This is a genomic window from Saccharothrix sp. ST-888 (genome assembly GCF_000955975.1).
Lineage (GTDB): Bacteria > Actinomycetota > Actinomycetes > Streptomycetales > Streptomycetaceae > Kitasatospora.
The window spans coordinates 21,313-34,061 of the sequence record NZ_JYJF01000021.1 but is presented as its reverse complement, the minus strand read 5'-3'; the positions used below and the strand labels follow the sequence as shown (position 1 = coordinate 34,061).

Here is a 12,749-nt window from a genome sequence, read left to right as displayed (position 1 = left end):
GACTCCCGCCGGAGCTGTCGGAGCTGCGGGGGCTGCGGGAGCCGGGCAGAACCGGTGGGGCCGGTGGGGCCGGTGGGGTAGACAGGGTCGGCCGATGAGACTGGTGAGACTGGTGAGGCGAGTGGGGCCGGGGCCGCCGGTTTGGGCTGCTACGGGCGCCCCTGGTAGCGTAGGGCGCTGCACCTGGCCTCGGCATGCCCTCTCAGCAGACCGAGGAGCACCGGGTGCGCACCCGAGACCGATCCATCACAGACTGAGGCTCCTTCGTGGCGAACATCAAGTCCCAGATCAAGCGCAACAAGACCAACGAGAAGGCGCGCCTGCGCAACAAGGCCGTCAAGTCCTCGCTGAAGACCGCTCTGCGCAAGGCCCGTGAGGCCGCTGCCGCCGGTGAGACCGAGAAGGCCGTCGAGCTCGCTCGCGCCGCCTCCAAGGCTCTCGACAAGGCCGCGAGCAAGGGCATCATCCACAAGAACCAGGCTGCCAACAAGAAGTCCGCGATCACCAAGCGCGTCGCTGCCTGATTCGACTCCGGGCCTCGCCCGGACCGGTCGGCGTGAACCTGCGGCCCTCTACCCGCTTTCCACCCGACCACCTTCCTCAGCTCGCAGACCGGCCCTCTACCCGGTGCGCTGAGGCACAAGACTCCGTACCGCACGCGGCCTGCGTTCGCCACGCGGGTGCGGTACTCGCAGCAGAACCGACAGGCGCCACAGTCCAGCCCACACCGGGCGACTGTGGCGCCTGTCGGCGTTTCCGGGCCTGGGGCCTTCGGACACAGGGCCTTGGGCCTCGGATCTTCGATGTGACGTCGAAACGCGCCCAGCCGTCACTCCGTGCAGTCGGTCGATCACCGATATCGTTCGGTGGACCGATCACGCAGCACACCCTCTGGGGGCGCATCCGATGTCATCGCCGACCGATGCCGGGTCCGGATTCGGTTCCGGCTACGGCTACCCAGGGCCCCCGGCCGCCTACGGGCTTCCGCCGGCCGGCCTGTCCCCGTCGCCGCCGACGCCCGTTCCCGTGCCGACGCCTGTTTTCGCGCCACCCCCCGGACAGCGGCCGCGCCGGGCGCTGTGGTGGGGCCTGGCGGGCACTCTGGTGGCCTCGGCGGTGTGGGCGGCGGCGGTGATCACCGTGCCGGGCCTGGTGAGCGGCGGGGGAACCGGGCCGCTGAACCCGGGCGGCTACCGCGTGGTGGACGATCTCTGCGGCGCGGCCCGGCTGAGCCGCTTCAGCCAGCTCTACCCGGCCCAGTCCGGCACGCCGTACCACTACTCGACCCGGCACTCGGCCCTCGACGACATGTACTGCAGCAAGTACCTGAAGAAGACCGACGGCGACAGCGAGTACTCCTCGCTCTTCCTGGAGGCACAGCTGCACAAGGTGACCGACCCGCGCCCGGAGTTCGCGGCCCAGCGGGCCGGCCTGGGACAGCGCCGGTACCGGATCGCCGGGGTGCCCGACCTGGGCCAGGAGGCGTACGTCGGCTTCCTGGACGATCCCAGCAGCATCGATCGGTCCTGGCACTACCTCACCCAGGTGCTGTACGTGCGCGACGGCGCATTGACGTACTACCTGAGCTGGTCGGGCTCGTACCAGGTGGGCAAGACGCCTCCGCCGGACCAGGACAGCATCCGACAGGCACTGCTGATGGACAGTCGGCACGTGCTCAAGGCCATCGGCGGAGCCGCCGGAGCCTGACCCTCAGCGGCTCGGACCGGGCGGGCTCACTCGGCCTGGAACGGCCCGTTCGGCAGGGGCCGGGGCGCCCGGGTACGGGCGGGCCGACGGCTCAGTACGGGCGGGCGCCGGAGCGGGCGGCGCGGGCCACCGCGACCACGGCACGCTCCAGCGCGTACGCCGGGTCGTCCGAGCCGCCCTTGACCGCCGCGTCGGCCTTGGCGATCGCCGTCAACGCCGTGGCGACCGCGTCGCCCGTCCAGCCGCGCATCTGCTGACGGACCCGCTCGACCTTCCACGGCGGCATGCCCAACTCCCGGGCCAGATCGGCCGGGCGCATGTTCCGGCCGGTCGTCGCCAACCGGCCGATGCTGCGGACACCCGAGGCCAGGGCGTACGTGATGCCGGTGGGTGGCTGGCCGACCGCCAGCGCCCAGCGGAGCCGTTCCAGTGCTTCGGCAGCCCGGCCGGTGACCGCGAGGTCCGCGACCTCGAAACCCGTCGCCTCGGCCCGGCCGCTGTAGTAACGGGCCACCACCGTCTCGTCGATGGTGCCCTCGACATCGGCGGTGAGCTGACTGCACGCGGCGGCCAGCTCGCGCAGATCGCTGCCGAGCGAATCCAGCAGGGCCTGACACGCCTCCGGCGATGCCGAGCGGCCCAGGGTGCGGAACTCGCCACGGATGAAGGCGAGCTTGTCACCGGCCTTGGTCAGCTTGGCGCACTGCACCTCGCGGCCACCGGCCTTGCGGCCCGCGTCCAACAGGCCCTTGCCCTTCGCGCCACCGGCGTGCACCAGCACCAGGATCACCTCGTCGGCGGGCGCCTCGATGTACGCCTTGACCTCCTTCACCGAGTCGGCGGAGAGATCCTGCGCGGCCCGGACCACGATGACCTTCCGCTCGGCGAAGAGCGAGGGTGTGGTCAACTCGGCCAGACCGCCGGGCTGGAGAGCACCGGGAGCCAGATCGCGTACATCGGTGTCCGGATCGGCCGCCCTGGCAGCGGCCACCACCTGGGCCACCACACGGTCGAGCAGCAGCTCCTCCTGGCCGACCGCAAGGGTCAGCGGGGCGAGCAGATCGTCGGGTGCACTCTTCCTGGCCATCCTTACCAGCATCGCACGCTGTGCCGACAACAACGTCCGGACCCGCTCTCCCCAGCGGGCCATGGGATCTGCACAATGGTGCGGGTGACCACGAACTTCACCCGTCAACTCCTCGTTCTTCCCGACCGCGACGCCGCCGACGAGGTGGCCGAGGAGCTCTCCGCCCGCTGGCCCGACCTGGGCGAACTCGAAGTAGTCCGGGACTCGCTGGCCGGCGAGGACGACGCCGAGGACGCTCAGTGGCTGGTCGTCGTGGACCCGCCGGAGGAGACCGGCTGGACCCCTGAGCTGCTCTCCGCGCTGGACACCCTCGCCGCCGACCAGGACGGCTGGCGCGAGGAAGGCTGACCCGGCCTCATTCCAGCGCCCCGCATCCCGTTGCCGGAGCGGTCGAGGCACGCAGGCCAGGGGGCGTCGCCCGGTCCGGCGGAGCGTTGTCCATCTTGTCCGACGGGCGCTGTGCCGGGGGTGAAGGCTCCCGGTACGGCGCCTCCGAACCGGAGCGGCGGAGCTCGCGCCATGGACCCCTGACGGTGGGGATGCGTCGCCACCCTGAGAGCGGCAGAGGTGCCGAGGATCGCGATGTCGCCAACCTGGTCGGTGCGCAGGACCGTTGAACCGAGGGCACGCAGCCGGGCGACGGTCCGGGGTGCCGGATGCCCGTACGGGTTGTCGCTCCCACAGGAGATGAGCGCGAGGTGGGGGTGCAGGGCTGCGGTGAACTCCCAGTCCTGATTGCCCGAACCGTGGTGGGCCACCTTGAGGACGTCCACCCGGGGCGGTGTCAGCCGAGCGCGCAGAGCCGCCTGGGCCGGGGGCTCCAGATCGCCCAGCAGGGCGATCCGCAGCGAACCGGTGGACGGACCGACCGAGGCCAGCAAGGCGATGCTGGCGTTGTTCGCTCCCGGAGTGGCAGGTCCGAGGGTGCCGTCGGGCCACAGGACGTCCCAGGAGAGTTCGGGCCCCGCGGAACGGTGTTCACCACGCTGGGCGCGTTGGACCGGCAGACCGGCGGCCGCCGCCCAGGCGAGCACCCGGGCGTACTCCCCCACCGGCGTGTCCAGGGTGGTGACTTGGAGCGCCCCCACCCGGCGGCCGCGTAGCACCCCGGGCAGCCCCTCCGCGTGGTCCGCGTGGAAGTGGCTCAGTACCAGCAGCGGAATCCGCGTGATACCGAGGTCGCGCAGGCAGCTGTCGGCGGCGTGCGGGTCCGGTCCGGTGTCCACCACGATCGCGCTGTCCGGTGTCTCGTCGCCGGTTGCGCGAATGGGCAGAACGGTCATGTCCCCCTGACCGATGTCGCACATGACGAGCTGCCAGCCCTTCGGCGGCCAACCCGTGGCGATCCTGGTGAGCAGCGGCGGGCGCAGCAGGACGAGCAGCAGGAGCAGACCGAGGACTGCCGCCAGGGCGGCTCTGACGCGGCGTCCGGCGAACCGGGTCGGCCGAGTACCGGCGGGCGGAGCCAGGGCACGGGTCGGCGGAACCAGAGCTCGGGCGGTGCCCGGGAGCCGGGTGCGGGTGAGCGAGACAGCCCGGGAGCCGGCGGGGAGCAGGAAGGGCCGGGCCGCCCAGACGAGGGCGAGCGTCGTAACGGCGAGCAGGGCGGCTCCGAACGCACCTTCAGGCCAGGCGAGTTGCGCACCCGGGACGGCAGCCCCCGACCGGGCGACGCCCGCCAGCCAGCCGACGGGGAGCGCAGCCAGATCGGCCAGGAAGCGGGCTGCCGCGTGGGAGAGCGGGTCGGCGATGAGGGCGGCGAACCCGAGCAGCGTGGTCGGTACGACGGCGGGCTCGGCCAGTAGGTTGCAGGGGATCGCGACCAGGCTGACCCGGGGCGCCAGCAGGATCGTGACCGGCGCGCAGAGTGCCTGGGCAGCGGCCGTGGCAGCGACGGCGGTGGCCAGGTGGTGCGGCCAGCGCCGTTCGAGCAGCGTCGCCGTCCAGCGCGGGCCCAGGGTGAGCAGACCGGTGGTGGCGAGCACCGACAGGACGAACCCGTAGGAGCGCGCGAGGTAGGGGTCGAGGAGGACCAGGGCGAGTACGGCTGCGGACAGCGCCGGGAGCGCCCGGCGTGGCCGTCCGGTACCAAGGGCGAGCAGCCCGACCAGACCCGAGGCGGCGGCCCGGAGCACGCTGGGATCCGGTCGGCAGACCGTCACGAACGCCAGCGTCAGCCCGGTGCCGAGTACGGCGGTGGTGCGCAGCGGCAGGCCGAGGCGTCCGGCCAGCCCACCGCGTCCAGGTGTGCCGGCTTGGCCGGGCACGCCGACCAGGACGGTCAGCACGATCATCAGGTTCGCGCCGCTGACGGCGGTCAGGTGGCCGAGGTCCGTGGCACGAAAAGCCTCGTCCAGGTCGTCGGGAAGCCGGGAGGTGTCACCGACGACGAGCCCGGGCAGCAGACCTCGGATGTCGGCGGGCAGATGCTCGCAGGCAGCGCGGAGGCCGGAGCGCAGTCGGCCGGCCAGCCGCTGCGGCACGCTCGGCGGGGCGAGCAGGACCGGTCGGCCGCGCGCCAGCAGGACGGCGGCGGCGGTCTGGACGCCTTCGTGTGCGGGGACCACGCGTACGTCCGTACGCAGCCGGGTGGACGGGATCAGATCGCGCCAGCCGTCGGCATCCTGGGCGCGGACCATGACGGTCACGGGAGTCCGGGTTCGGACGGTGCGGGAAGCGGGGGTCTGCGCCGTGCTGGAGGGTACGGGTGCGGAGCCGGCCCGAGCATCGGCCGGGCTCGCGGGCTGCGGGAGGGTGACGCTGTCGACGATGGCGTCCACGGTCAGCAGGAACTGGCCCGGGGCTGTGCCACGTGCGTGGGAGGTGTGCCCCCTGGGATCTCCCGCGATGGTGAGGCTGACGGTCAGTTCCGGTGGCGGCCCCGCCCTCTGGGAGCCCGACTTGCTCGACGGGACAGCAGGAGCGGCGGATTCAACGGCGCCGCCGGGGTCGGCAGGATCGGCGGGGTCGGTGGGGTCGGCAGAGTCGGTGGGGTCCGGACCGTCAACGGAGCCAGGACCGTCGACGGGGGCGGAGGTCTGCGGGTGAGCGAGCCCGGGCAGCGGCCCCCGGTGGAGGTCGGCCGTGTGCAGCAGGGTGGTGGTGGTCCCGGCAGCTGCGGTGAGCAGGACGGCGGCCAGCAGGACGGACGGACGCCGGTACTGCCCGGCCGACCGTACGAGGAGCAGCAGGGCGACGGCCGCCGCGAGCCCGGCGAGAGGCAGGCACAGTGGTCGGTGCTCCGGAGCCAGACCGAGGACGGTGAAGGCGGCTGCCCAGGCAGCGAGAGCCGGGAGGATGAGCCGGAAATCGGCCGGTTCAGGGCAGGTGGGTGAGCGGGACAGGCCCGAGGCCTCGGACAAGGTGATCGTGGTGCACCTCCCTCGGACGATCTGCGAGCGGTAGCGGCGGACAGCGACCAACGGCCAGAGGATGACCGGATGACGGACGATGGTGCATCAGAGCGTGAGCAAGGGGCGGAGCTCGCCGAACTTACGGGCGCCGATGCCGCTGACCTGTCGGAGCTGGTCGACGGAACGGAATCCGCCGTGCTCCTGGCGGAAGTGGACGATCCGCTCGGCCAGTGTCGGGCCGACTCCGGGCAGTGCGTCGAGCTGCTCGATGGTGGCCTGGTTCAGGCTGAGCGGTCCCTTCGGTCCGCCGGCGGCGGCGGGGGAAGGCTGACCGGCCGGTGCACCGACCACGATCTGCTCGCCGTCGGTCAGCAGCCGGGCGAGGTTGAGACCGGTGGTGTCGGTCTCGGGCAGCGGGCCGCCTGCGGCACTCACAGCGTCGGAGACCCGCGAACCACTGGGCAGCGTGCGCAACCCGGGGTGTCGGACCTTCCCGGCCACCTCCACGACCACCACTGCACCCGACGGCCCCGCAGCGGACGACGCCGGCGGATCGGCACCGCTGTGTGCCGCCGACACTGGGCTTGCGACGGGCACAGCGGCTGGGATCGGCACCGGCTCCGGGCGCCCGAGCCAGAAATGCTGCACGGCGTAGCCGACAGCGAGCAGGAGCAGCACGGTCAGCCCGAGCACCGCCCTCCGGTCGAGTGCCAGACCGGGATGGAGCGCCGGTAGCCGTAGCCGTCGGTGCCGCAGCCCGGTTGGCCGGGCAATCGCATCGGGTGACGTCGGTAGACGGTCGACGGCTGCCGACGCTCGGTCGGCTCGGTCGGAGGCGTCCGGCTCAGCCTCCCGTTGTTCATCGGTCTCGTGGGCTGCGGACGGCGCTACTGGCGGGCCAGCCGCAGCACGCTCGTACAACCGCAGCAGTGATGTGGGGCTGCGCTCACGCAGAACGGCATCGGATGACGGCGTCCGCCCGGCAACTGCGGTGCCCCCCGCCTTCGAAGCCCCGGGCGGTCGCCCCGGCTCCGACCACTCGTCCGGCTCGTCCGAGCCCGAGTCCACATCCGAGACCGAGTCCGAGTCCGAGTCCGCTGACAGCTCGTCCGACTCCATGGACCGGCTCGATTCGAGCGACTCCTCCGGCTGTGGCGGCTCGGGAGTGTCCAAGGGCGGCCCCTGCCGGCCCGGCGAAGAGCCGGGCCGAGGCGGCGAGAGCGTCCTCCGGGTGCCCCGAGGCACCGACGCTCCGCCCGGTGGGCGGTGGCGTCCGGCCGGGGCCGGTTGCTGCTGCGGCTGCTGGTCGGTCGGGAACAGGTTGGCCATCCGGTCCCGGGCGGCTTCGGCGGTCTCACGGCGGCGGGCGGCGCCCGGTGTCATCGTCCTCATGCCGAGGACGGTACGAGCAGATCCGCGCCCCGCCCCGAACCCATCGAATTCCTGTGGACAACTCGGGGTTGTGGATAACTCCGGTCGCCCGAACGAGTGAGTTTCAAGCGGGATGCGGCGGTCGGAAGCTTCAGCGCGGCGAGACGACGACCGCGAGCAGCCCAGGGCCGACGTGCGCGCCGATCACCGCGCCGACCTCGCCCACGTAGAGGTTCCTGAGGCCGGGGACCCGCTCCCGCAGACGTTCGGCCAGCGGTTCCGCCCGTTCCTCGGCGGCCAGGTGGTGTACCGCGATGTCGACCTCGGCAGTCCCCGCCTGCTCGACCGCGAGCTCCTCCAGCCGGGCGATTGCCCGGGAGGCGGTGCGGACCTTCTCCAGCGGCTCGATCCGGCCGCCGGACAGGTGCAGCAGCGGCTTCACCGCGAGCGCCGAGCCGAGCAGCGCCCGTGCGGCACCGATCCGGCCGCCGCGCCGGAGGTACTCGAGGGTGTCCACGTAGAAGAAGCTGCTGGTCGTCGCGGCACGGGCGGTGGCGGCGGCAACCGTCTCGTCCAGACCCAGACCTGCTTCCAGTGCCCGGGCGGCGGCCAGCACGGTATGTCCGAGGGCCATGCCGACCAGACGGCTGTCGACGACCCGGACCGGGATCCCGGCCTCGCCGGCGGCGAGCCGGGCGGCCTCGTACGTACCGGAGAGCTCACCCGAGATGTGCACCGAGACGACCCCGGAAGCACCCGCCTCGGCGGCGGCACGGTAGGCGGCGGCGAAGGTCTCCGGGCTGGGGCGGGAGGTGGTGACCCTGCGCTTGGCGCGCAGCGCCTCGGCGACGTCCTTCGGGGAGATCTCCACGCCTTCCGCCAGCACCTCGTCGCCCACGGCGACGCTGAGTGGGACCACCGCGATCCGATGCCGGTCGATGGCTTCCTGCGGCAGATAGGCCGTCGAGTCGGTGACGAGTGCGAGGCGGTCGGGCATGAGCCGGAGGTTACTCCCCGTCCGGCACAGAAGACAGCGCTACCACTCGCGAGCACCGTGCCCGGACCGTGCACACGGCCGGCCCCACACACCCCGCGCGACCCGTGCCACCCGGCATACGGCCGGGCACACGGCCGGCCCCGTGCCCCGGCAGCGGCCCGCCGGCCGGCCGGAAACAGGGCTCAGCCGGCGGACGGGTTCCCGGCCGAAGGACCGGCCGAGGGCTTGCGCAGCCGCTGGGCAAGCCGGGCGAGCGGTTCGGCGGCCAGCCCGAGCACGTCCTCGGCACTCTGCTGACGCCCTGCGCCCAGCCCCTTGCGCTCCGCGCCGCGCCCCGCCTGCCCCTGAGCGGAGGGCGTGAACCCCGTACCCCCGGCCGGCACCGAGCCATCGCCACCACCTGCACCCGCAGCACCACCGGCACCACCGGCACCACCAGCACCACCAGCCGACTCCCAGTGCCGCAACGACCCCGCCTCGGTCTCACACGCTTCGCTGAGCCGCGCCAGCTCGTCGTCCGCGAAACGGTGCATCCGGTCCTGTGCAGCCCAGCGCATCGACTCCGCAGAGTGGGTGATCCGCTCGGCCCGCTCGGCCAGTTCGGGCAGCTTGGCGGCGACCCGGCCCTGGTCGGGCTCGCGCTCCAGGATCCGCAACTCACCGTCCAGCTCGGCCGCGTGCGCCTCGAGCCTGGTCAGCAGCTGGAGGGCTTCGGCGAGTTGGCCGTCCTCGGGCAGACCGGCCTCCAACACCTTGCGGGTGCCCTCCAGCGAGGTCCGCAGTGAGAGGCGGACTGCGGAGATCCTGCCCACGGGGCCGGGCTTGGTGAAGGTCTTGGCCTTCAGCGCGGCGTTCTCGACGGCGCGACGGGCGTTCGCCTCGTGCTCGCCGACCCTCGCCGCCACCCGCCTGGTGGCCTTCACCGCCCCGACGACCAGCATGGCCAAGGCAGCCACCACGAAGAGCAGAACCACGCCGAACACCATGCCGATCGCGTCCATCACACCAGCCACCTTCCGCCACCCACCAAGGGCTTCCACGGTAGCCGCACCCTTGTCCGCAGGCCTCCACAGAACGGACATTCCACCCGAGATCAGGGAACCTTCAGGGACATCCCCCACGGCAACGACAGCCGTCCCCGGAGAACACCTCACACAGAACACCCACGGAGAGAACGCAGGCGAGCAAGAAGGGTGACCCTCCCCCGGAGACCAAGCACCCGGGAAGGGCCACCCTTCGAACAAGCCGAACCCGTCAGCCCGTGACGATGTTCACCAGCTTCGGTGCCCGCGCGATGACCTTGCGCACGGGCGCGTCACCGATCGCCGCGACGACGGCCGGGGCGGCCAGTGCCAGCGTCTCCAGCTCGGCGTCGGAGATCGACGGCGCGACCTCCAGCCGGGCCTTGACCTTGCCCTTGATCTGGACCACACAGGTGACCGTCTCGTCCACCACGTACGCCGGGTCGGCGACCGGGTAGTCGGCGTAGGCCAGCGAGCCGTTGTGGCCCAGCCTGCGCCACAGCTCCTCGGCGATGTGCGGGGCCAGCGGGGCGACCAGCAGCACGATCTGCTCGGCCACGGCGCGGGGCGTGGAGCCGCGCTTCACCAGGAAGTTGTTCAGCTCGATCGCCTTGGCGACCGCGGTGTTGAAGCGCAGGTTGGCCATGTCGCCGCGGATGCCGTCGATCGCCTTGTGCAGCGCGCGCAGGGTGGCCTCGTCGGCCGGCTCGTCCGTCACCACCAGCTCGCCGGTGTCCTCGGAGACGATGTTGCGCCACAGCCGCTGCAGGAAGCGGTACGAGCCCACCACGGCCCGGGTGTCCCACGGGCGGGAGACGTCCAGCGGGCCCATCGACATCTCGTACAGGCGCAGCGTGTCGGCGCCGTACTCGTCGGCGATCTCGTCCGGGGCGACCGCGTTCTTCAGCGACTTGCCCATCTTGCCGGCCTCGCGCTTGACCGGCTCGCCCTGCCAGAAGTACTTGCCGTCGCGCTCCTCGACCTCGGCGGCGGGCACCGGGAAGCCCCGCTCGTCGCGGTAGACGTCGGCGGTGATCATGCCCTGGTTGAACAGCTTGTGGAACGGCTCGACCGAGGAGACGTGGCCCAGGTCGTGCAGGACCTTGTGCCAGAACCGGGCGTACAGCAGGTGCAGCACGGCGTGCTCGGCACCGCCGACGTACAGGTCGGCGCCACCGGCGGGCTTCTCGGCGGTGGCGCCCAGCCAGTACTGCTCGTTGGCCGGGTCGACCGCGCGCTCGCCGTTGACCGGGTCGACGTAGCGCAGCTCGTACCAGCAGGAACCGGCCCAGTTGGGCATGGTGTTGGTCTCGCGGCGGTACGTCTTCACGCCGTCGCCCAGGTCCAGCTCGACGGTGACCCAGTCCTCGTTGCGGGACAGCGGGGTCTTCGGCGAGGAGGTGGAGTCGAAGGGGTCGTAGGTGTGCGGCGAGTAGTCGTCGACCTCGGGGACCTCGACCGGCAGCATCGACTCGGGCAGCGCGTGCATCACGCCGTCCTCGTCGTAGACGATCGGGAAGGGCTCGCCCCAGTACCGCTGGCGGCTGAACAGCCAGTCGCGCAGGCGGTAGTTGACCGTTCCCTCGCCGATGCCCTGCTCGGCCAGCCAGGACGTCACCGCGGCCTTGGCCTCGACGACGCTCAGGCCGTTCAGGGCCAGGCCGTCGTGGGCGGAGTTGACGATGACGGAGTCGTAGGTGTCGAAGGCGTCGTCCCATTCGGCCGGGTTCTCGGTGCGGCCGTCGGTCGGCTCGACCACGCAGCGCATCGGCAGGCCGAAGGCGCGCGCGAAGGCGAAGTCGCGGTGGTCGTGGGCGGGGACGGCCATGATGGCGCCGGTGCCGTAGCCCATCAGCACGTAGTCGGCGATGAAGACCGGAACGTCCTCGCCGCTGACCGGGTTCACCGCGTACGCGCCGGTGAAGACACCGGTCTTGATCTTGGCGTCGACCTGGCGCTCGACGTCGGACTTGGCGGCGGACTCGGCACGGTAGGCGGCGACGGCCTCGGCGGGGGTGGCGGCGCCTCCGGTCCAGTCCTCGCGGATGCCCTCGGGCCAGGCGGCCGGGACGATCGAGTCGACCAGGCCGTGCTCGGGCGCCAGCACCATGTAGGTGGCGCCGAACAGGGTGTCAGGACGGGTGGTGAAGACGGTGATCGCGTCGCCGTCGACGGCGAAGTCGACCCGGGCACCCTCGCTGCGCCCGATCCAGTTGCGCTGCTGCAGCTTGATGGCCTCGGGCCAGTCCAGCAGGTCCAGGTCCTTGATCAGCCGGTCGGAGTACGCGGTGATCCGCATCATCCACTGGCGCAGGTTGGACTTGAACACCGGGAAGTTGCCGCGCTCGGAGCGGCCGTCCGCGGTGACCTCCTCGTTGGCCAGGACGGTGCCCAGGCCGGGGCACCAGTTGACCGGCACCTCCTTGGCGTACGCCAGGCGGTACTCGCCCAGGATGTCGTCGCGCTCGGCACCGGACAGCTCGGACCAGGCACGGCCGCCCGGAACCTCGCGCGAGCCGTCCTCGAACTGCGCGACCAGCTCGGCGATCGGGCGGGCCTTGGCCGCGTCCGCGTCGTACCAGGAGTTGAAGATCTGCAGGAAGATCCACTGGGTCCAGCGGTAGTACTCGGGGTCGATCGTGGAGATCGAGCGGCGCGAGTCGTGGCCCAGGCCCAGGCGGCGCAGCTGCTGGCGCATGTTGGCGATGTTCGCCTCGGTGGACACCCGGGGGTGGGTGCCGGTCTGCACCGCGTACTGCTCGGCGGGCAGGCCGAAGGCGTCGTAGCCCAGGGTGTGCAGCACGTTGTGGCCGGTCATCCGCTGGTAGCGGGCGTACACGTCGGTGGCGATGTAGCCCAGCGGGTGGCCGACGTGCAGACCGGCGCCGGAGGGGTACGGGAACATGTCCATGATGAAGCTGTGCGGCTTCGCGGTGACGTCACCGGCGGTCGGGTCGGCCAGCGCACCGGCCGGGTTGGGGGCGTTGAACGTGCCCTCCTTCTCCCAGACGTCCTGCCAGCGGGACTCGATCTCCGCGGCCAGGGCCGCGCTGTACCGGAAGGGCTCGCCGGCAGCCTCGACGGCGGCGGAAGCAGGTGTCGTCTCGCTCATGGTCCTTCAAGCTCCATCGATGTCGGTTAGCGAATCGTCAGCCGAGCGGCAGCCCGGGAAGCGGGCGGCGCCGTAAAACCGGGCGGTGCCGTAAAGCAAA

General features: G+C 71.9%; 9 protein-coding genes. 3 read left to right on the top strand and 6 right to left on the bottom strand.

Going from position 1 to position 12,749, the window contains the following annotated elements:
* The first annotated feature begins 266 nt into the window (after positions 1 to 266).
* A complete protein-coding gene (gene rpsT, locus UK12_RS10415; RefSeq protein WP_045302106.1) occupies positions 267 to 524 on the top strand; it encodes a 30S ribosomal protein S20 in 258 nt (85 codons plus the stop codon).
* Positions 525 to 1,026: 502 nt separating this feature from the next.
* The gene (locus tag UK12_RS10410) at positions 1,027 to 1,707 is read left to right on the top strand and encodes a hypothetical protein (RefSeq protein WP_156178642.1); all 681 of its coding nucleotides are present in this window, start codon (positions 1,027 to 1,029) and stop codon (positions 1,705 to 1,707) included.
* 91 nt (positions 1,708 to 1,798) lie between these two features.
* Here the strand turns inward: UK12_RS10410 and holA are convergent, their stop codons facing one another.
* Positions 1,799 to 2,794 (bottom strand): DNA polymerase III subunit delta, encoded by a 996-nt coding sequence (gene holA, locus UK12_RS10405; RefSeq protein WP_045302102.1) that lies wholly within the window; start codon positions 2,792 to 2,794, stop codon positions 1,799 to 1,801.
* An 84-nt stretch (positions 2,795 to 2,878) separates the two neighbouring features.
* On the opposite strand from holA, the gene UK12_RS37740 reads away from it, so the two are divergent.
* On the top strand, positions 2,879 to 3,142 hold the full coding sequence (locus UK12_RS37740) for a hypothetical protein (RefSeq protein WP_231591133.1): 264 nt from the start codon (positions 2,879 to 2,881) through the stop codon (positions 3,140 to 3,142).
* Here the strand turns inward: UK12_RS37740 and UK12_RS10400 are convergent.
* The 5 genes from UK12_RS10400 to leuS form a co-directional block, all read right to left on the bottom strand.
* Positions 3,031 to 6,216, bottom strand: a complete 3,186-nt coding sequence (locus UK12_RS10400; RefSeq protein WP_197084729.1) for a ComEC/Rec2 family competence protein — start codon at positions 6,214 to 6,216, stop codon at positions 3,031 to 3,033. The two genes, UK12_RS37740 and UK12_RS10400, sit on opposite strands and share 112 nt — an antisense overlap.
* Before the next feature lie 36 nt (positions 6,217 to 6,252).
* Positions 6,253 to 7,266, bottom strand: a complete 1,014-nt coding sequence (locus UK12_RS43150; protein ID WP_082119487.1) for a ComEA family DNA-binding protein — start codon at positions 7,264 to 7,266, stop codon at positions 6,253 to 6,255.
* A gap of 403 nt (positions 7,267 to 7,669) precedes the next feature.
* Positions 7,670 to 8,515: a DegV family protein gene (locus UK12_RS10390; protein ID WP_045302098.1), complete on the bottom strand. Its 846-nt coding sequence runs from the start codon at positions 8,513 to 8,515 to the stop codon at positions 7,670 to 7,672.
* 182 nt (positions 8,516 to 8,697) lie between these two features.
* Positions 8,698 to 9,519, bottom strand: coding sequence for a hypothetical protein (locus UK12_RS10385; protein ID WP_197084727.1), 822 nt, complete (start codon positions 9,517 to 9,519; stop codon positions 8,698 to 8,700).
* A gap of 250 nt (positions 9,520 to 9,769) precedes the next feature.
* Positions 9,770 to 12,649 carry a leucine--tRNA ligase gene (gene leuS / locus UK12_RS10380; protein ID WP_045302094.1) on the bottom strand — a complete coding sequence of 960 codons (2,880 nt, stop codon included), beginning with the start codon at positions 12,647 to 12,649 and terminating at the stop codon, positions 9,770 to 9,772.
* Between the last annotated feature and the right edge of the window lie 100 nt (positions 12,650 to 12,749).

Coding starts and splice junctions, on each gene's coding strand:
- UK12_RS10390 (WP_045302098.1), bottom strand. CDS start 8,515: ATGCCCGACCGCCTCGCACTCGTCACCGACTCGACGGCCTATCTGCCG.
- holA (WP_045302102.1), bottom strand. CDS start 2,794: ATGGCCAGGAAGAGTGCACCCGACGATCTGCTCGCCCCGCTGACCCTT.
- UK12_RS43150 (WP_082119487.1), bottom strand. CDS start 7,266: ATGGAGTCGGACGAGCTGTCAGCGGACTCGGACTCGGACTCGGTCTCG.
- leuS (WP_045302094.1), bottom strand. CDS start 12,649: ATGAGCGAGACGACACCTGCTTCCGCCGCCGTCGAGGCTGCCGGCGAG.